17 protein-coding genes and 1 tRNA gene are annotated in these 19,124 nt (G+C 43.3%); 7 read left to right on the top strand and 11 right to left on the bottom strand.

The window, feature by feature from the left end; translation table 11 throughout:
* From WC743_RS17060 to WC743_RS17040, 5 genes are all read left to right on the top strand, one after another.
* Positions 1–504 (top strand): hypothetical protein, encoded by a 504-nt coding sequence (locus tag WC743_RS17060; RefSeq protein WP_373013798.1) that lies wholly within the window; start codon positions 1–3, stop codon positions 502–504.
* 399 nt (positions 505–903) lie between these two features.
* Positions 904–1,215 carry a hypothetical protein gene (locus WC743_RS17055; protein WP_373013796.1) on the top strand — a complete coding sequence of 104 codons (312 nt, stop codon included), beginning with the start codon at positions 904–906 and terminating at the stop codon, positions 1,213–1,215.
* A gap of 134 nt (positions 1,216–1,349) precedes the next feature.
* Positions 1,350–1,427: transfer RNA gene (locus WC743_RS17050), tRNA-Val, on the top strand.
* Positions 1,428–1,725: 298 nt separating this feature from the next.
* Complete coding sequence (locus tag WC743_RS17045) at positions 1,726–2,961, top strand: site-specific integrase (protein ID WP_373013794.1); 1,236 nt, start codon at positions 1,726–1,728, stop codon at positions 2,959–2,961.
* Between the two features lie 357 nt (positions 2,962–3,318).
* The gene (locus tag WC743_RS17040) at positions 3,319–3,591 is read left to right on the top strand and encodes a hypothetical protein (RefSeq protein WP_373013792.1); all 273 of its coding nucleotides are present in this window, start codon (positions 3,319–3,321) and stop codon (positions 3,589–3,591) included.
* A 323-nt stretch (positions 3,592–3,914) separates the two neighbouring features.
* Here WC743_RS17040 and WC743_RS17035 read toward each other — a convergent pair whose 3' ends face one another.
* Together WC743_RS17035 and WC743_RS17030 are read right to left on the bottom strand one after the other, a co-directional pair.
* A complete protein-coding gene (locus WC743_RS17035; protein ID WP_373013790.1) occupies positions 3,915–4,769 on the bottom strand; it encodes a nucleotidyl transferase AbiEii/AbiGii toxin family protein in 855 nt (284 codons plus the stop codon).
* Positions 4,766–5,404, bottom strand: a complete 639-nt coding sequence (locus WC743_RS17030) for a hypothetical protein (RefSeq protein ID WP_373013788.1) — start codon at positions 5,402–5,404, stop codon at positions 4,766–4,768. The genes WC743_RS17035 and WC743_RS17030 overlap by 4 nt, the downstream gene beginning before the upstream one ends.
* A 240-nt stretch (positions 5,405–5,644) precedes the next feature.
* On the opposite strand from WC743_RS17030, the gene WC743_RS17025 reads away from it, so the two are divergent.
* Positions 5,645–5,842 carry a hypothetical protein gene (locus WC743_RS17025; protein ID WP_373013786.1) on the top strand — a complete coding sequence of 66 codons (198 nt, stop codon included), beginning with the start codon at positions 5,645–5,647 and terminating at the stop codon, positions 5,840–5,842.
* 47 nt (positions 5,843–5,889) lie between these two features.
* Here WC743_RS17025 and WC743_RS17020 read toward each other — a convergent pair whose 3' ends face one another.
* The 6 genes from WC743_RS17020 to WC743_RS16995 form a co-directional block, all read right to left on the bottom strand.
* Entirely contained in the window at positions 5,890–6,207 is a 318-nt protein-coding gene (locus WC743_RS17020) for a DUF1493 family protein (protein ID WP_373013784.1), read from the bottom strand.
* 222 nt (positions 6,208–6,429) lie between these two features.
* The gene (locus tag WC743_RS17015) at positions 6,430–6,894 is read right to left on the bottom strand and encodes a hypothetical protein (RefSeq protein WP_373013782.1); all 465 of its coding nucleotides are present in this window, start codon (positions 6,892–6,894) and stop codon (positions 6,430–6,432) included.
* Positions 6,895–7,179: 285 nt separating this feature from the next.
* Positions 7,180–8,142 carry a tyrosine-type recombinase/integrase gene (locus WC743_RS17010; protein WP_373013780.1) on the bottom strand — a complete coding sequence of 321 codons (963 nt, stop codon included), beginning with the start codon at positions 8,140–8,142 and terminating at the stop codon, positions 7,180–7,182.
* Positions 8,126–9,022: a tyrosine-type recombinase/integrase gene (locus WC743_RS17005; protein ID WP_373013778.1), complete on the bottom strand. Its 897-nt coding sequence runs from the start codon at positions 9,020–9,022 to the stop codon at positions 8,126–8,128. Before WC743_RS17005 ends, WC743_RS17010 begins: the two co-directional genes overlap by 17 nt.
* 3 nt (positions 9,023–9,025) lie before the next feature.
* Positions 9,026–10,198 (bottom strand): hypothetical protein, encoded by a 1,173-nt coding sequence (locus WC743_RS17000; RefSeq protein WP_373013776.1) that lies wholly within the window; start codon positions 10,196–10,198, stop codon positions 9,026–9,028.
* Positions 10,199–10,283: 85 nt separating this feature from the next.
* The gene (locus WC743_RS16995) at positions 10,284–10,640 is read right to left on the bottom strand and encodes a hypothetical protein (protein ID WP_373013774.1); all 357 of its coding nucleotides are present in this window, start codon (positions 10,638–10,640) and stop codon (positions 10,284–10,286) included.
* 142 nt (positions 10,641–10,782) lie between these two features.
* On the opposite strand from WC743_RS16995, the gene WC743_RS16990 reads away from it, so the two are divergent.
* The gene (locus WC743_RS16990; protein WP_373013772.1) at positions 10,783–11,136 is read left to right on the top strand and encodes a helix-turn-helix domain-containing protein; all 354 of its coding nucleotides are present in this window, start codon (positions 10,783–10,785) and stop codon (positions 11,134–11,136) included.
* 81 nt (positions 11,137–11,217) lie between these two features.
* Here the strand turns inward: WC743_RS16990 and WC743_RS16985 are convergent, their stop codons facing one another.
* The 3 genes from WC743_RS16985 to WC743_RS16975 are packed head-to-tail and all read right to left on the bottom strand — an operon-like array spanning position 11,218 to position 18,763.
* Positions 11,218–11,754 (bottom strand): hypothetical protein, encoded by a 537-nt coding sequence (locus WC743_RS16985; protein ID WP_373013771.1) that lies wholly within the window; start codon positions 11,752–11,754, stop codon positions 11,218–11,220.
* Between the two features lie 4 nt (positions 11,755–11,758).
* Positions 11,759–15,355 carry a DUF6443 domain-containing protein gene (locus WC743_RS16980; RefSeq protein ID WP_373013770.1) on the bottom strand — a complete coding sequence of 1,199 codons (3,597 nt, stop codon included), beginning with the start codon at positions 15,353–15,355 and terminating at the stop codon, positions 11,759–11,761.
* A gap of 18 nt (positions 15,356–15,373) precedes the next feature.
* Entirely contained in the window at positions 15,374–18,763 is a 3,390-nt protein-coding gene (locus WC743_RS16975; protein WP_373013768.1) for a hypothetical protein, read from the bottom strand.
* Between the last annotated feature and the right edge of the window lie 361 nt (positions 18,764–19,124).

Raw genomic sequence — 19,124 nt, 5'->3', positions numbered from 1 at the left:
ATGAAAAAAATCAAAACTTTCTTTGGAACCGGCTTTATGGTTGCTGTGCTTTTTTTATCAGCGCCGGCATTTGCTCAAACCGCGGAACAACAACCGCAAACAAACAATGATCAGGCAAATGATATCCAGGCATTTTTAAAGAAGTACCAAAAAAACATCGCCCGGAAAGAACTGAATGCAGCAAAAAAACAAAATGTATCCATCGGTATTGGCTGGGAATCGCCATTAACCAATCATACGCGCAATATGCAGCCCTCTCTACTACAAACACAAGCTTTAGCGCCTTACCTAACCCCCACACAAGTACAGCAGGTTACTTTTGCTATCCTGCAAAACTCTCCAGTTATTTATCAACGCCAACAAAAAAGTGAGGATAATGAACAAGCTAAAAGATTAGCGGATCCTCAATTAGTGAGACAACAGATCCAGGAAATTAAACTACAGGAGTTTGCCAAACAACAAGACATTAAAGAGAAGGTGAAAACCGAACCTGACAAAGAATAAAAAGCGATAAACAGTTTGTTTCCTTTTAAAAAACCGGCCTGCCCTTTATAAGCGTTATTTGAAGTATAGCGCAAACAGGAGTAAGAAAGGCACAAAAAAAGGCCGAAAAACTCTCGCAGTATTTCGGCCTCTACATCTACCTATGAAAAACACCTTTTGGGAAAGGTTATTAAATCTAATTCAAATGCTGTGCCTGTTTTAAAAAGGGCCCATATTTAAGCTCAAACGTATCTTTTAATTTTATGTAACCTTTTTGTGTAGAAATAGCTTCACAAACTGTGGGGAAATTTTACCTATTATGGTTTTAAATTTCAATTTTATGAAACACAATTGATTATTATTGGGTTATGTTTATAGGCTTGATTATGTACTAATCATAACTAACAATGTTACAGCAAAATGGATCATAATGTATATTTATTGGCTACCGACCCAAATGATGCCTGCCGGGATGTTATTCATTCAAGAGATACCGGTTTAAAGATCAGGGTTTTTTGTATTAGCGAAGAGCGGTTCCGTGCAAACAATAACGAAATACAGCTTTATGGGTATGCCGATAAAAAGCTATATGCCTTTGAAACCATTAACATTACTGCCGACGATGCCCTTGATGTAGTAGGCGCTATACAGTGGTATGCCGAATATATTGATTGCCCTGAAATGGAAATTTTACCGGAAGATCCTCGTCCGGGACAAGAAATAGCCATGTGAGAAAATATAACTTACTGTATATCTATCAATTATAAATATTTTAAATTATTTTTTGAGGTATTGGCTGCAAATTCTATATTTGCAGTCCCAAAACGAACGGGCTGTAAAGCTCAACTGTTTCGGGAAGAACCAAAGGGAGTTTAGCTCAGCTGGTTCAGAGCATCTGCCTTACAAGCAGAGGGTCACTGGTTCGAACCCAGTAACTCCCACCAAAAGGGATACTTTAATTCCCAAAACCCTGTAAATTATATGATTTACGGGGTTTTTTGTTTTCAGACCACTCAATTTAACGCATACTTTCTTAATGTTTCCGGTACCAAAGTGAGTACCAAAATGTGATTGCTACATTTGTGGTACTCTAAAACGTCATAATTAATTGTTTTTCAGGTTATTAACCCTGAAAAAACTCATTAAAAATGACCTGTTTTGAGCCTGTTTGACATGTTATTTCCAGCGGTTGGGAGTACCAAAATATCAAACCATTTTAAAGTCTATTAAAACAGATTAATTATGAAAGCAACAAACAGATTCAATGTCCACTTCAAAATCAGGACGGAGAGGATGAAAGACGGCTTTGCGCCGGTCTTTTTAGGTATTGTGGTCGACGGGCAGAAAAGCTATATGTCCCTTAAAAACTTCCAAGCCGATGCTGAGCACTGGGATCGGGTCAAGGGATTTGGTCGGAAAGACACCAAACAGGGGCGCGCGATCAATGAATACCTGGACGAAGTAAGGATGATGATCAAAAGTCATTACCGGGATTTGGAATTGAACGGAACCCGTATTACATGCGAAGCTTTAAAAGACGCTTTTCTTGGGAACGTCCACGAGGATAGCCCCATCATGTTTTCCGAATTAGTGGGTTTTCACAACGAACAGGCAATGGCTTTATTAAGCATTGGCACGATGAGGCATTATTATGTAACTCAACGTTACCTTATTAAATTCTTGAAGTTGAAATACAAGAAAGAGGATGTTCCTCTTTCCGTCTTTAATTACAAATTCATCGCCGACTTCGAAATTTTCTTATACAATCACAAACCAGCCGATCACCAGAAGGCCATGGACACTAATGGCGTACTCAAACACCTTGTGAGATTGAAGAAAATGGTTAACCTGGCTATTAGTCTCGGCTGGCTTGACAAAGATCCTTTTAAAGGCTTCAAAATGAAAAAGAAAAAGGTTGAAAAGGAATTTCTTAACGAATGGGAGCTAGACTCCATTGAAAAGAAAACTTTTGATATAGAACGTCTCGCAATGGTCAGGGACATGTTCGTGTTTTGCTGTTATACTGGACTATCTTACGTTGACCTTATGAATTTAAAACCGGAGCATATTGTTAAGGGCATCGATGCTGAACCGTGGATCAAAACCTTTCGTCAGAAGACATCCATTCCGGTGAACACTCCATTACTGGGACAGGCACAAGAAATTCTTAATGATTATAAAGACAATCTTCGGTCGAAAGCAAAAGGTACCGTATTTCCAGTCATCAGCAATCAAAAAGTAAATAGCTATTTAAAGGAAATAGCTGATGTTTGCGGCATTAAAAAGAATTTGACCTTCCATATTGCCCGTCACACATTTGCGACTACCATAACGCTTTCTAATGGCGTTTCTATTGAAACCGTAAGCAAGATGCTGGGGCACACAAAAATTGCGACCACACAAATCTACGCCCGGGTGCTGGAGAAGAAAGTAAGCGATGATATGACTCTATTACGTAAAAAGTTAAATAAGGTATAAAATAGTTAGTATTCTTTGTCGCTACAGACAAGGATAAAAGTCATGAGCTAGTCTCGCCCCTTTTGATTATTGTTAGGGATAAGCCCTGCACATGTATAGAAAAACACAATTTTCTATACATGTGCAGCCGTACAGAGCGCCATTTCAAATTCGGTATTAGTGAACCTTTACAATCGACAATTTTAAGTTTAATAAGACATCGAAAAAGGTACCGGCTCAGATAGCTTAAAAGACAAGTTAAATTTTTCGGTTGTTTACGGAGTGATGTGATCAAGGCTTGTGTTAAGCTGACTTGGCAACAAGCCGCTTAATACTTAACTTTGTAACTGTTACTTTCGGATAACAGTAGTTCTTGCATTGATATCAACATTTATTTTTGATTACCAATTCCCAACGTTTTTTCAGTTGGCTATGGGCTTAATTAGTGTAAACGGTTTTGTAAAACAGCTAAATGTCAAGGGTCTGAAAATATCTGATTTGATTTATAGCTACCCATCACTGATGTTCTCTCAGTTTGTCATGGGCATGATTAGTATAAACGATTTTGTAAAACAATTAAATTTAAAGGATATGAAAAATAACATAATATGGTGGATAGGGGTTGTTGCGGGGATGATTCAAAAAAGTTGATCTGTTGAGAAGGTGCAAGAACGAAAATATCATAACACCCCAGAGGTTCGAGCCCTCACATCTCCACAAAAAGAGCCAGCTTAACACTGGCTCTTTTTAATTTTTTAGCATCATTTCAGCCCATCCAAAGGAGGGTACAAATTATCCTCTAAACCCGCTGCATTGTGCAGATCACGCATAAAAGAGTTCGATTTTTGTAGTCTAGGGACCACCTCACGGGAAAGCACTTCCAAGTTAAGTGTTTTCCCATTTTTTTTCTAACATATTGTTTAGCTATACCTGCTTAATCTTTTTGAATTGTGTCAGCTACTGACAAAAATACGCTACGTAATAATTTTTAATTTAGCCACAAGGTCATGGAAATACTTAGGAGACCATATATCCAGCGCTTTAGGGTCTTTAATAAAACGCCTGATGTCGTTTATTACATAGTCCATTTTTACAGTATCTATCTTCTGTTTTAATAACTCACGAAATTCCGATTCAGTAATTTTTTCTTTATCCCAATCACCGCTATCTTTTGCTCGTATAACGAAATGCGCTAAATTCAGAGGTATGCCTTTTCTGATGTACCATTCCATATCATACCAATCTCTGCCTTTTACATTTGTGCCCCACTTACGGAATAATAAAGCATGCATTTTACCAGCAAAAAGGTTAGGAAGTGTAAAGCACTTGACGTAAAAAGATACTGGTCTCAATAATAGTTTTTCTTCCGTGTCAAATCCCATGGGCGGTTCGCGGTCAACTTCAATTTTGATCGTGATATTGGCTACTTGATTCAGGCCACTTTGGGGAATAATACTTTCCAGTACCAACTCCTTCCAAATCGTTTCTGACTTTAAAAAGGCAGAATCTATATTCGTATGCTTCGATTTTTGTTTTTCTTTGACAACTACCTGCATTCCTAAAGAACGGAACTCATTTATAATCGCATCCTGATATTTACCTAATGAAAATTCAGGCTCGACCTCTAAGAGAGAAAAATCGAGATCTTCCGAAAACCGGTCAAGGCCATAAAATATTCTCAAAGCGGTACCGCCATAAAAGGCAGCCTTTTCAAAAAAACTGGCACGGGATAATCCTGCCAGTGCAATTTCCTGCATTATTTCTCTAAGGGCATCTTTTGCTTCCTGCTGGTTGGCAGGCTTATATTCTTCAATCCATTCCTTTATCATAAGTTCTCGATGGTTTTGATTAGCGTTTCCAAGCTCTCCTTTTTCGGGGCATCAGTAAGCCAGCTGAGAATATTCTTAAGATCCAATTTTTTGAGAGACGATTCCTCGATCCTCAAGTCTTCCAATAAATAGGCCTTTGCCTGGGTTGTACTTCTTAACAATACACCTGATGTACTCACGATCTTGTCACATAATGCCTTTTCGGGTGAGGCAATGATAGCGCACTGCTCCGGTGAAAGCTTTACCATGTTTAATCCGAATGCATAATAGGGCAACGGAAGATGCGTATAAGTAAATAAACCGGCAGGAGTATTAAATTCTTTACTGGTCTTCGTGGTCATCGAAGCTGTTTCATATACCCGCTCAGGAATTAGGTCATGGTAAGATAAAGCAGTTTCTAATGACACATAACTTGGGCCATATATCTGATTTGCCAGTAAAAAGTTTTCTGGTTTTGATGAGCTAATTTTCGGACCTGCGATATATAATCCCTTTTTAATTGATTCGATTACACCTTCGGCTTTAAGCGCCTTTAATTTATCGTTGGGACGTTTATAGTCCTTTAGAAAAGACATCAATAGTTGATGCGTCAATGGATGTGATGAATACTTTTGGATCGTTTGATTTAAGTCCATATTCAAATGTAATTTTTTAATGTGATAATCGGAAATGTTTCGATTATCTATTTATTAATTAACATGAATAATTTAAAGATGCGAATAATTATACATATAAACGATTTTCTTTCGATTATCCATTGAAAATTTAACAACTATGAATCTTTGATTAAGGTCTATGGTCAATGACACTTGGCTAATGATGATTCTTATACAGAGCGGGATGAAACAAAGCCATCCATTGAGGTAGCCCGTAATATGGCTAAATTGCTAGATACTACTGTAGGCCATTTATTGGGAGAAAACGATGATTTGAACGCGCTGAAAGACCCGGCTATGCTTAAACGTCTCAACGAATTAAACTCACTTTCCGAACCTGACAGGGACAGCGTTTTATATGCTCTTGATGACTTGCTTTGTTATTTAAAGCCCGTAAAACTTACGCGCTTTAAATAACAAAGCCCGGCCCTCGAGCCAGGCTTTGTGTAAGCATTTTATAATGTTCAACCTTTAATAATATCATCGTCTAACTTACCTCTTGCTATTCCTTTTGCAAGGTGTTCAACAGTTAATGGGTCTTTCTTTCTATTATTCTGATTTAAAAAATCAAATGCAGATGGTTCAGGATCAAAGTATTTGTTGAATTTAAATTTATCGATGTTTACTTTAAAATGCTTACTAAATTCAATAATTAACTCTTCTGCATCATCCCCGCTAACGCCTAAATCATCTTCGATTAGAGAGTTATAATTAATTTCGTCTTCGTTAACTCCCGATCGTTTGCTTATGAAAGCAATAAGGTCTGTATTATAATTTTCCATTTTATAAAATATATAACATTATGGCATGTATTAATGTTCTGGATGCCAGATAGTCTTACTATCACCCATCATTTCAGGTGCCTTAGCCTGGTCACTATAAGGTAAAGCATTTATTATTTTAGGGGAAAGATAATCACTAATAGAGTAACTAACATCTAATATTGTATATATAGCTGACGCTCCGCCTAAACCAATAGATGCCCTTCTCCCGAAGTAACGTCCTCAGGTAGATGCATATCGCTTAACCCCATTTTCTCCAACATGTGTAAATAACCTTCTTTTGCCATACCAATTAATTGGCTTAGTCCACCATTTACTTAATCCATAAGATAATAAAGTAGTAGATTTTGATGCTCCCGGTAAAATTGGGCCAAAAAGAGTCTTAGGGATAGGCCAAGTAAAGAGACCAACTAAAGGAGCTATAGCATGCTTAGCATATCCAACAATAGTTACTTCCGGAAGTTGTTTAACCTTTCCTGTATCCAAACCAATGGGATCAATGTAGCGCATAGGATTATTCATGACATAATTATACGGACTCATATCATAGTGAATAGGAGAAGTTTCGGCTGTAAACGCCGGTGACCCCATATTTCCCATCATTCCACTACCATTGTCGTCTTCTTGATTATCATCGCTATTCATATCAGAATTTTGAGCTCCGAAAGACTGTCTTTTTTGTTTCATATCCCCCGGGAAGTAATCATCTTCTCTTAAAGGATCAACCGTTGTCCATCTTCCAACAACAGGATCATAAAACCGCGCGCCATAATCGTATTGCCCCTTATAAGTTTTACGATTTTCCGTGGTTTTTCCACTTGCACGTTTTCGGTGCTATAAAGAACGTTAAGGCACGTAAAGTTAACAGATATTTTTTTGCGTACAAGCCCCGAGAGTTGGTTGATTTTTACCACAGGCCGCCGCCGGGTTGGTTGTTTTTTGAGTTTATAAGGCCAGAACGGCGCGATTTTTTTAAGATAAAGTTAGTGGATGATGCTTGTTAAGAGCCTCTTTCAGGTCTTCCAGATTGGTGGTTTTATACCTTTCAGTTGAGCTGACATAACGATGCCCGGCCATATATTGAACGGTGCGCAGGTTCTTTTCTTTGAGCCATTCCGTGATTACACTTTGCCTGATCTGTTTAGCATGTTTGTATTTTGGGTTTAGTTTTCGAAGCGCATAGTTGAGGTGTAAGAGACTGTTTTTGATGTCCTCTAATGTGTTGATGCTGATAAACAAACGCTCGATATCCTGTTCATCTTTGTAACGATCCGGCTTGCGCCCCGGTCGTTCGGCCAGGCGCTCGGCCAATATTTTCGGACGGATCACTAACAGGTATTCATGCAGTTCCAGGATTTGGTGGGGCTGTAATGGAAGTAACCGGCCCAGTTGTCTGCCGGTAGCAGGAATATGGATTTTACCCTCCCTCAGTTTCAGGTGTTCAGGGCGCAGGTGGCTCAGTTCATCTCTTGTAATGGCCTGATAAACAAGCAATCCTATGATGACCTTATTGCGGTAGGTACGATTATCAATAACCTGGTAACTTTCATAAAGCGCCTCCATTTCAGGCATGGTTAACAGGTCGTGCGGGAGGTTTCTGACTGTACCTTTCAATATGATTCCCGCTGCCGGATTGATGCCAATCTCCTGTTCCTGTTGCAGGTGCGAGAAGTAATATCGCAAAGTCCTCATGATCTGATTGATCAGCTTGATGCTAAAGCCTTTCTGCCTGAGCTGGTCGGCAAACTCCATCACATCGGCATGGGTAAGCTGCGCTAATGCCAGGCTTTGGCCGGTAAGCCATTCGTGGAATGTGGCTGTATAGTTGATAGTTTGGTGTATATAGCTGTGGCTGAACTGCTCTTGTTTCAGATATCCCCGGAAAGGTTCTAAAGCGGCCAGCGTAGCCGGAGCAAACTCATATTTTTTGTTCATGCTGAAGATGGGTGTAGATCTGCGTACTTTCCATGCTGCCATGCCCTAAAAAGCGTTGTATCTGTTCCAGTTGCATACCGGAATGCAGCGGGTGGCTGGCAATACTGTGCCGCAGGGTATGCAGGCCCACAGGTTTAGGGATAGCCGCCGCTTTTTTCATTGTTTGTAAACGATCATAACAGGTTTGGCCGGTGAGCCTTTTTCCACTGACGTTAAGCAGTAAAGCATCTTCTTTTTTATCACCGGCGAAGTGTGGGCGGGCATAAAGGATATAGTTCTCCAGATCGGTTTTAGCGGTACCTGCCAGTGGCACATACCGCTCTTTATAACCTTTTCCTTTACGGACGTAAACCAATTCTTTATCGGGCAGGATGTCCCTGACATTGACGTTTATAGCTTCATTCTTTCGTAGCCCGCAGCCATAATACAGGGCAAGCATCGCCCTGTCCCTCAGCCCGTATATATCATCTTTAACTACATCATATAGCTTGCTGATCTCGGGCAGGGTTAGTATGCTTTTGATATTGGTGCTCTTGCCTTTGATGCGCAGTTTCACGGTAAAGCTGGGCTGGCCGCTCTCCATCAGGTAACGGCTGAACTTACGGATCACCTGTAAGTGTTTCCGGATATAGTTCAGGCTGATCGCACCGGCAGCGGTCTGGCTTGGCCTTTCATGCAGATATTCTAGATATTTTTTAAGGTGTTCCGGCTGTATATCATGCGGATGGTCGCAGCCCTGGGCTTCTAAGTAAAGCAGGAACTCGGCCAGCATTTTAGGCATATCGCGGGGACTGGTAGGTTCAAAGTTGAGTATCCGAAGCCATTGCGTGAAGCCTGCATGCTGCCGGATATACAGTGGATTTATTAAGGTGCCTTGCATTTTCTATTGTTGTTGGGCTACTGAGGTTTTCTTACTGGTTTTCTGCACGTTATGTAACCCATCGGGGCTTTGGGCTACACCTGGGCTACTATGATTTACCTTACGTATCTCAGCAAGGATATTTTCCATCATTTCGTGGGCATCATTGGTCAGGGTTTCCAGATCATCCCAGCTTTGTACCTTGTATTCAAAGCCTTTATAGCGGCTGCCGCGCGCTATTTTGATATAACCCATGCGTTCCAGTTCATACAGGTAACGGCTCAAACTGCTCGGGCTGAGCCGAAAGACCGGGCGCACTTCCTTGCTGTAAAAGGTTTCGCTATCATTTTGTCTTAGCCAGGATTTCAGCTTTTCAAAGAAAGAACGGCAGCTATCGTTCAGCTCATCGCTCTTTTTGAGTAGGGTTGTTTCGAGCAGCGAAAAGGCGACCTCAATATCTTCAATCGTGGTTTCCACGTATTGCTCACCGGTAGTGGTATCGGTTTGCAGTTCCCGCTGGTATTGATGGTAGAACGTAATAGTTTCGGTGAACAACAAGAGCAGCAGCATGGTGCGCCTGGGTTTGAAGATGGCCTCCGGCAGTTGCAGGAAAGTAGCAAAAGGGTTTTTAACGCCGACCGGCTGCAGCAGTCGCTGGACGTTTTTTAACTGCTCGCGCACGTTGCGCTCGGCCTGATGATCAAGCAGCCCGGCGCTTTGTTTACGCTGGTAGTCCATGATCTTTTTATCCTGCTCAGGACTATCGTCTGTGTACAGCAGGATGCAACGGTTTGCGTTATCCTCATAAAGCTGTTCGCGGGTGGTACACCCGCTTACACATACCGGCCCCTCTACGTTAAGCGTAACAGTTTTAAGGTTGCCCTTGCTGTCTTTCAGGGTTACCGTTTTGCTGATCCGGCGCTTGCTTTGCAGTTCCTGGAGCGGGTACAGCACGTTATCTGCACCATCCATATCTTCGATCAGCAGCAGCTTGTTTTTAAGCTCATCCTTACCGAAGTAATAAAAAGCGTTCATCGATAGCATGGTGATCTCCAGCTTATCTTCTTCCGGGATCAGTTCGCTGACCCTTTCCTGTAACCAGGTCTTGCCGGTGCCGGAAGGCCCCAGGCACATCAGGTGTAGCAGAGTATTCCGTTTTCTTGATGTATAGATCAGGTAGGCGATCAGGCTGTTCACTTCCTCGCCAACTATGCCGCTGGCCGAGATGGCCTGCCGGGTCCGTCCGAGCAGGCCGGGCGCTTTGAGGTATTACAGGGCAGTCTTACGTTCGGCCTCGCTGAGCTGTTTCTTTTCTGCCTGTTTTGGCTTCCAGCCGCTCGGTCCGGTAATCTTCCAGGGCAGCAGTCAGGCGGCTGATCACCCCGGCCAGTTCAGCCGCAGCCACATCCAGTGCATCACCGGCTTTCTCTATCAACTGTTCGGTGTGAACACTGTTGTACAAGTCAAGGTTGTGGCGAAAGGCCCTGTTGGTGTTGCCACCGCTGACAATCTTCAATGTTACTTTTAAGCGGTCAAAGCCGGTCAGTTTGATGCCGCCCAGCACGGTAATGTGCAGTTTACCATCAATGTATAACAATAGTTCAGGATTTTCTGCAATAAGCTTAGGTACTATATTCATTGGTAATGATGTTATATACTACTTTTTTATTCTGCAATAATAAGTATGGTGCTTGCACAAACGCAAATGATACCCATTTGTATTTTACCACGTACTATATGTATCATTCTTAGTATTTTTGATGTGATAGGAACAAGGAATAATGAGTTTAGGAACCCGGATCAAGGAGTTACGTATCCAAAAAAGACTGAAACAGGCGGAGCTTGCCGAAATCGTCGGCCTGAACTCTTATGTGCAGATTGGCCGCTATAAGATAGGCAAGGCCAAACCCGCAGCAGATATGCTTTCCAGGCTGGCCAAAGCGCTGGATACTACTACCGATTACCTGGTGAATGATGATGTGAGCGATTCATCTGTAACTGCGCAGCTCACTGATCGTGAACTGCTTAGACAGTTTAAGGAAGTGGAGTTGTTTAGTCCGGAAGATAAGCAGGTCGTTAAGATTTTCATTGATGCCTTTATCACTAAAAGGCATATCCAAGAATTGGCTAAGTAAAAGGTTATAAACGAAGAAAGCCCCGTAATCGGGGCCTTCTTCGTTTATCGCATATGTTATTATTTTCAAAGTAAAGCATGATTATTCATGCTTGGCAATGTTTTTCAATAACTTGTTCCTTAAATAATCATAAACTTGATTATCGATAGGGTTAGGTTGTATAAAAATAGAAAGTCTCGATTCCCCATATTTAATCCCACTGTCATAGAGATAGAAGTATGTTAAGTTCCCCTCTGCTTGAGCGGGATTATCCTTATAAAAAGGAGAATTAAACGTGATATATTCACGATGATATAATCCCTTTCTAAAGGCATGCTGCAAGATCGGATTGGATTTTATTACCTTATATTTTTTAGTTACCTGTTGTCTAAGTTTTGAGGGATCTGAGTTTATATAATATTGATAAAACATACCATCCTTTTTTTTAACAATGATTAAGTACCACTTGTCAGCAATCGAAAATAAAAGATAATTGCTCCTTGTCAATATTTTTAGATTGTTGACGGTAATATGGGCCTTTTCTCTGCTAACGCTATCGACGTGATTCAAACTTTGTCCATGAATTAACCCGCTCACAAAGCAGCAAAGTAACCCAATAATCAATGTTTTTATTTTCATAATCTTATTTATCTTTTTCAACAGGTAATGCGGTTGGATTTGGAACAATTCCACCTCCATGATCAGATCCATCTCTTTGTGTCGAAATCCCCATCACTCGACGAAATAAGTTTTCCATTCTAATAGCGTTCGTATTATTCGCTGCTGGAGTTGCGCCACTTGCACTTGGGATACCATGACCAAACACTTCATGTCCCAAGGTAGTTGCTTCATTTCCACCACTTGGATAAGTAACGCCTGATCCTTGCAATAATACAGAATAAGAACCATTGCTCGTTTTAACTGTTAATGCTCCACCACCTAAAGCATTCACTAATGATGATGACATTGTGCCGTCAGGCTTCAAAATCGAATTGCCTACACCGGGTGATTTTGAGTTAATAGCATCCTTAATAAAACCAGAACCTTCGGTAGATACTGATCCACTTGCATCAGCATATTCCACTTTATGCACTTCGGTAGAATTAATTGCCCCTGATACTTGGCTTATCAAAGCCTTATCGTCAGCACTTAGGTTATTATCTTTTAAAGCACTGGACAAAGCATCCGAACTAATAGAGTTGAACGTCTTTCCATCCTTGCCAATTGTTAAATTGCTCCTAAAAGAATCAAACTTCTTATCAGCAAAAGTTTTATTCAAATTTGCTTGAGCTTTTTGGGCGTCAGCAGCCGTTTCCCCCTCTACAATTCCCATTCCGTCAGGATCGATAAACCTGATAGGATTATTACCGCCATAATTATAAGGAGTAAATCTTCGATAATCCTCAGCTTTAGGATCTAACGTTGTCCAACGTGCAATTACAGGGTCGTAGAAACGTGCACCGTAATCGTACTGGTCGTTGAGCTCCTTCTGTATCTCCTTTTTATTGTAAAGATAATTATTTTCAGGACTTACTATTGCCCCCCTGTGAACATTCAATCCGAACGGATAATAATCATCCTCCCCTACCTTGCCATTTGTCTGGTCAAACGTCACCCGGTTGTTACCCAGGTGATCGCTCAGCGTATACTCATAGTTGTAGCCGCTGCCACTTTTAATCGCGCGGCCTTCTTCCGTCCGAATAAAGTCGATCGCCGTACCGTTATACTGGATGCCGCTGATGTATTCCGTTGCTACCCCGCCCGCTATTTTCCGGAGCTTCTGCCCCGTGGCATCATACGTATAAGTGAGGTTCTTGCCCGGGATATCAGCCGGCAGGTTCAGCAGGTTGTAGTTGATCGTATGCCCCATCCCGTCACTCGTCGCGTTCCCGTTGGCATCATAACCATAAGTGCGGAAACCAGCACCACCGTTGGTTACCGTCGTCAGCTGGTTGCCCTGGTAAATATAGGCAAGACTGGCGCTCTTTGTACCGCCCCGGATGAGCGACCCGATATTGCCCATCAGGTCATAACTGATCACTGTTTCACTATAGCCCGTACTGTTGTTACCCGCCATTAACCGGTTGAGGTTATCATAACTGTAAGTTACACTTTGAATACCGGGCGTTGGGGAATTATAAACCCTATAGGCTTGCTCGGCTATATTGCCATTGTATTGTGCCACTGCACCATACTGGGTCGTATTGTAATTGAACTGCTGGGAGAACAGCTGCCCCGCGGTTGATGCTATAGCCGGGTCGTTGATCTTACTCAACCAGCCCCGCTCATTGTAGGAATAGTTAATGCTTTGCGTATTATTATGCAGGCCCTTTGACCGCAGTTGCCCCAGCTCATTATACGTTAAGCTCGACAGCAGTGTCGGAACGGGCGCGGCATCGTTTCCATTCGAGATGGCTTCCCGCGTTTCTGTCTGTCTGCCCATATGGTCATAGGCATAGGCCGTGCCGATCACTACGGCGGGCGCCGCCGTGTTGGCGCTCGTATAATGGTGCCGCGTGCTTAGGGTCACCTGGCCGTTAAAGTTGTAGGTAAAGGCCGTATTGTCGTAATTACTGTTACTTAAGCCGGCCGTTCCGCCCAGGTAGTGCTGCTTATACACCTCCGCCTGTCGCCCCTCGTCGTCATAATAGATCACCGACCACAGCATTGCGTCAAACGTACCGTCGGGCTTCAGCACCGTCGCCCGGCTGGCTGTTAACAGTCCCCTGGGCTGCGCCATCGTGCCGCTGACTGTAGGGTTATAAGGATTGTCCGGATAGCTGTAATCATCATAGTAGTTAATAATGAACACCCAGCTGAGCGTTGTCGGGTAGCTGCTCAGCACATAGGGCGACGGGGTAACACTATAGTTCCGCGCGTCATATTGCGCAGCCCCATAAACATTCGCCTGAAGGGTTGCCCGGCTGAGCGCGGCCGTGTTTTTAAACAGGCCCGTCATGATCACCCTGCCTAGGGCATCATACTTGGTAAACGTCCATTCCTGCGGGGACCTGCCCCGCTGGACACCGTCCTGGGTCAGTACCGGCTGGTCAAGCTTATTGTAGATGATATACTCCCAGTCCTTACCCGGCAGCTTTTTCCCCGATAAACGGTTCCTTTCGTCATACTGGTACTGATAACACATGCTGTTCAGCGTTGCCTGGTTAGCGGCGCTGCTGATTCCTGCATCGGCGCCCGCCCCCGGAGGCAATACGAAGGCCAGGTTACCTAAATCATCATATACATAATACGTGGACAAGGTCTGCGTTACCGTGCCTGCCAGGTTAAAGCTGCGCTTGAGCACCACATGGCCTTCCTTATCTTTATATTCTTCGGTCGTATTGAATTTACCAGAGGTCCAGTTCTCGTCCTTACTCACCGTTACATAAAGCTGCCCCGCCGGGTAGGTGCTGCCGGAGGTGTTCCCTACAGTAAGCGTGCGGCTCTGGTCGCTGTTGACCGTTACCGTGTACAGCTTGGCGACAAAACTGCTGGCGTCATTTGTCGTATAGTCTATTTTTACCGTATGCCCGGCCGTACTTCCGGTTACTGGTTGCCAGTCGGGCCCCGGCGCACCCTGTTCCACTACCCTGTTCAGCGGGGATGGCTCGTAACCAGTGACCGAATATGGTTTGGGATTATAAACCACCCCGTTGCTTTGCTGGCTACCTGAGGCTGCCACCGATGGGTAATAAAAATTCATTAGGCCCGTGCTCAGCGCGTCCGTCTTATAAGCGCCGTCAGCGGTCGTTGCCGCGTACGGCAGGTATTTGACCGATTCCCTGCCAAACTGGTCATAGGCAACCGGCTGCACCACATCTTTGTTTCCCGTCGAGCCCATCACCTGCACCGTTTGCAGCGACCGACCCAGCCCGTCAAAATACTGCACCGTCTGCATCACATCACAGGTCAACAAACTTGCCGACGAAGGATTGAAACCCGCTTTGCGGGGGATCGAACTCACAATATAATTCTTATCGGCAAAATAGAGCGCCGGTAAGGTCGTACAATCTTCTCCTCCAATATAAAAAAGGTAATTGCCAGTCGCCCCGTTCACACTAAAGCCCGGGCTCATAATAATGCTGGTATTACTAAAATAGGAATTGGGCGCTAGGGTTGACGTTGTCAGCGGTGCCGTCACCTCGACCTGAGCATGCAGCTCCAGCGTTAACACCAGAAAACAAAAAACGGCCAGGTAGATCCGGGGGACTTTTGGTATGTGTTTAAATATGGTATACATCGTTATTTGATCTAAAGGTTATTGTCCCTGGTAATGGTAATCCATGTGCTTTATAATATTGCGGTCTTTGTCTTTGATATTGATCAGCCGCTGAAAACCGTCGTATTCGTAATACGTCGTCAGCCCCTTTGGGTCGGTACTGCTGGTCATTCCTATTAACGGATCATAGGTATAAGTCGTCATTTGTGCGTTGGCAGGGTAAAACCGAACGTCGTCTATATGGGTATTTATTGCGGGGGATACGCCAATAGTATAAGTGCTGCCAGTAATTGTAACCGGCGTACTAACTAGCAACCAGGCCGAACCTGATTTTTGCCAATAATTTAACACATAATTGCCAGCACTCAGGTCCGATAAGGCTTTGGTATAAGCGCCCGTATGGCTATAATGGCCGGTCCTGCTGTCATCCGGCAATGTGTTGCCCGCCCCTTCTTCGAACCCTTCATAAAAATACTGGTTTTCAGTCACGATATTTTGTAATAGGGCTTGGTAAGAACAAGCGATACCGATCTGGAAAGTATAGCTTTGAAACGTTGTACTTCCCGTTAATGACAGGGTATAATTGCCCTGCGGCATGTTTGTATATGTTATTGTTCCGTCTGCCGGCAAATTACAAGTGCCGTTGCTGCAGGAAAATGATCCGCTCTTGTTGCTTGGTCCTGTCAGGCTGAAGCTGAAACTAGTGCTGGCTGTGGTGAAAGGCACTCCAGCTGAAAATTGCAAAACAATATTCCCGGCTGTGTTTTGTACGAATGTGGTCGTTGACGAGTTCGGATAATTGCTGCCGGTTGGCCCAAGATAAATGGAAACATTTTTAGTGTCCACGCCGGCATCAGCTACAATAGTACTATAGTTGTGGGCATTAACTACCTTGGCAACGGGGTATTGATTATTATAACCCCATTGATAAGAGGTACTAATTCCACCCGGTTGTTTTGCTTCCAACAGGAGGCCTTGGGCATTGTAATTATTGAATATTTGTTTTGAAAAAATCGGATTGCTACCCACCTGATTTTCTACAGTTTTCGGGAGATACAAGCCCCCGTTGAACACATCGTAATTATTACGGGAAAGTAACTGCTGAACATTGTTTACTTTGACAGTCGTTTCGATCATGGGCGATATGATATTTTTAGCGACCATGCTGGAATATACTGTGCCCGGCAAATCAAACGGATACTTGTAACCCGTTTCCGTTGTTTTTCCGTCGCTGCCAATTGTTGTTTGCTTCCGCAACGAGTAATTGGTGGGATCATACTCATACTGCGCAATCGTCGACACCTCTGCAGCGCCGTCATAGTTCGTCGTTGTCTCACTCATTTTTTGAACGATCCCCGAAAGTACAGGAACCCCTTTGGCAAACTGGAAACTTCCCTGCGCGGATGTAATCAATATCTCCCTCCAGAGCGATTTGCCCCTGTACTTCACACCGACATCCCATGTCGTTTGTTTTTTTAATGCCGGGCTCCCGTTCTTGTAGTATGTGACAGACTTGGGTAAAGACCGGGCAAAGTCATAACTTTCATAAGGCCCTTCCTGACCGTCTCCCAATCCGTAATTAACCCCAAGGTTATCGGGATAATCCAAATGAGAGGTAAACTCGTAATCCGTTCTTATGGTAGATCCTATTGTTTCCCTGACGTTAAAGTAATAAACGGGGGACTGCGACAAGGAATAAAGTGAGCTAGATTTCCAAACCTGCCAGTTTTGCTGAATGTCAGGCGTGGGAGTGCCGAACAGCCACTGGAGATCTCCGCTTGGCGTGGTAACGAGCAAAGAGACATAATAATTATTTACAGGAGCAAGGGTCACACCACTGCTTACACTGCTGTTGGCGAACAAGTCATAACTGTAATCTTTAACAACCGGGGGATTGCCATTGATATCTATATCCGTAATCCTTCTAATCCTGATACCCCCACCTGTCTTTTTACCGATCACCTGGTTGTTCTCCAGGTTACTTTGGCGGACATAACCGTATTGATTTGGTTCATACTCGAATGTAGATGAGCCGCCTGTCGGATAGGTGATCTTTTTTAATGATCCCATTACTGTGTAAGCGAACACAGGATCCCTGTTTGCATTATAAGGTGCAAAGGGCAACAGGGTGCTGTTGTTAACGCCGTTATAATAGCCCCAATAATCAATCCCGCGTTCAAAATATTGACCGGACGGAAAATCGTTATAATTAAATGTATGCGTCTTATAAGCTACCGGCCCTGTTGTAATCGACTTTTCTTTAAGAGAGTCTAAAACAGCGTACATGTCGCTGCTCGAGTAGGTCAGCTCGAACTGCTTTACCGGATTACCATCTGTCGCTGTTAAGGACACACTTTTCAAGGAGTGTAAAAGCGAACCGGTTTGAAGGTTATTGTAGTCAAAGTTCACTTTCCAGCCCGTCCCGCTGATTTGCGTTAAAAAATTTTCACTGGACACACTGTAGCTCTCGCTGTAAAAAGGCGCAAAAGAGTGACCCGGCCATTGTTCAAAATAGTCATAAGGCGATTGGGTCACACGCTGTCTGTTATCGGCTATGTAGCCGGTTGAGGCGCGGTAATCATTTTTATAAGTAAGTTTGATCTTGTTCCCGTTGGCATCCTCTATTTCCTGTAAGAGCCAGGCCGAAACGGGCGTGAGGTAATTAAATGTTGTAGGTTGAAATAAGCCATTTTGGGCGAAAGAATATTCCACATTTTGCATCGGCTGGTTAACATTGATTTCCAGCAAACTGGCCACCGGGTCGCCAAACCTGTAGATCGTGCCGGCCTCGTCTGTGATGGTAAAAGAATAGAAGCTATCATGCACCGCATTATGTATCCTGGGGTCTGTCATGAAATGGGTAAATTGTATTTTGAGTTTTCTATCTGAGACGATGTGCGGCTGTCCGTCCTGTCCGAAAAAGAACTTCCCATTAAGGCTACCTGCCGAAAAATAAAACATGTCCGGCTCACCGTCCAAAGAACCTTGATTGAAACCGACCGGGCAGCCATCCCCCGAACAGTTCAGCGTCCCGTCTGTATTCAACAAGGTATTAATATTGGCACTGTTATAAAGATATCCTAGATTGTTGCCACCATGATGGTCATCAGGAAGGTTTCTCACCACCCGTGTCACTACCCCGCCCGCCATAAATGACCAACCTTTACCGACAACTCCCGGAAGCTCGGATGGCCGGTAGCCACTATAGTTATAATTAAGAGATATCGGCAAATTCAACGAACCTTCTTTGAGGTCCAGCAATTTAATCGATAAATTTGCCTGGCCTGAGCTGTAATTAACTGGGATCTCACCAAATTTACCAATCGAAGCCGAATTTGGGGAAGGCGGAATGATCCTAACAGTCGGATCCAATGTTTGCGCTTTGGCGGACGGCGCCTGGGCAAGTAAAAGGATAAGGCTTGGTAACATTACCTTTTTGCAAAAGTTGAAAAGCATTCAGATGTGATATTAGATTGTGAAAGATTAGTTAATTCAAAAAGGGCTGGAGTATCGGGAATGTAATTAACAGGTGAGCTTTGAGCTTGTATTTTCGATACCGAGATAAAAACAAAAAACCTTGTCGGCCAATAACCAAGTATAGAATGTTTCATAAAAATTATTTACTGGTTTTCTTAAGTAAGAATTCAAGTTTACTTTCCAGTACTTTTATTCGTTTTTCCTGGCCGACAAGCTTTTGCTGATGTGCTTCGTTTTTCTGCTCGCTCTCAATGGCGTATAGGGTAAGTTCCTCCACCTTTTTAACCAGCAGTTTGTTCATCTCGCCCAGGTC

The organism is Mucilaginibacter sp., from assembly GCF_041660805.1.
GTDB lineage: Bacteria > Bacteroidota > Bacteroidia > Sphingobacteriales > Sphingobacteriaceae > Mucilaginibacter.
Note: the sequence above shows the minus strand (reverse complement) of the source record. Positions and strands in the feature narration are given on the sequence as shown.

What these genes read in the sequence shown, in the direction of transcription:
- WC743_RS17060 (WP_373013798.1), top strand. Translation starts at nt 1, where the DNA reads ATGAAAAAAATCAAAACTTTCTTTGGAACCGGCTTTATGGTTGCTGTG.
- WC743_RS17055 (WP_373013796.1), top strand. Translation starts at nt 904, where the DNA reads ATGGATCATAATGTATATTTATTGGCTACCGACCCAAATGATGCCTGC.
- WC743_RS17045 (WP_373013794.1), top strand. Translation starts at nt 1,726, where the DNA reads ATGAAAGCAACAAACAGATTCAATGTCCACTTCAAAATCAGGACGGAG.
- WC743_RS17035 (WP_373013790.1), bottom strand. Translation starts at nt 4,769, where the DNA reads ATGATAAAGGAATGGATTGAAGAATATAAGCCTGCCAACCAGCAGGAA.
- WC743_RS17030 (WP_373013788.1), bottom strand. Translation starts at nt 5,404, where the DNA reads ATGGACTTAAATCAAACGATCCAAAAGTATTCATCACATCCATTGACG.
- WC743_RS17025 (WP_373013786.1), top strand. Translation starts at nt 5,645, where the DNA reads ATGGCTAAATTGCTAGATACTACTGTAGGCCATTTATTGGGAGAAAAC.
- WC743_RS17020 (WP_373013784.1), bottom strand. Translation starts at nt 6,207, where the DNA reads ATGGAAAATTATAATACAGACCTTATTGCTTTCATAAGCAAACGATCG.
- WC743_RS17015 (WP_373013782.1), bottom strand. Translation starts at nt 6,894, where the DNA reads ATGAAACAAAAAAGACAGTCTTTCGGAGCTCAAAATTCTGATATGAAT.
- WC743_RS17010 (WP_373013780.1), bottom strand. Translation starts at nt 8,142, where the DNA reads ATGAACAAAAAATATGAGTTTGCTCCGGCTACGCTGGCCGCTTTAGAA.
- WC743_RS17005 (WP_373013778.1), bottom strand. Translation starts at nt 9,022, where the DNA reads ATGCAAGGCACCTTAATAAATCCACTGTATATCCGGCAGCATGCAGGC.
- WC743_RS16995 (WP_373013774.1), bottom strand. Translation starts at nt 10,640, where the DNA reads ATGAATATAGTACCTAAGCTTATTGCAGAAAATCCTGAACTATTGTTA.
- WC743_RS16990 (WP_373013772.1), top strand. Translation starts at nt 10,783, where the DNA reads ATGAGTTTAGGAACCCGGATCAAGGAGTTACGTATCCAAAAAAGACTG.
- WC743_RS16985 (WP_373013771.1), bottom strand. Translation starts at nt 11,754, where the DNA reads ATGAAAATAAAAACATTGATTATTGGGTTACTTTGCTGCTTTGTGAGC.
- WC743_RS16980 (WP_373013770.1), bottom strand. Translation starts at nt 15,355, where the DNA reads ATGTATACCATATTTAAACACATACCAAAAGTCCCCCGGATCTACCTG.
- WC743_RS16975 (WP_373013768.1), bottom strand. Translation starts at nt 18,763, where the DNA reads ATGTTACCAAGCCTTATCCTTTTACTTGCCCAGGCGCCGTCCGCCAAA.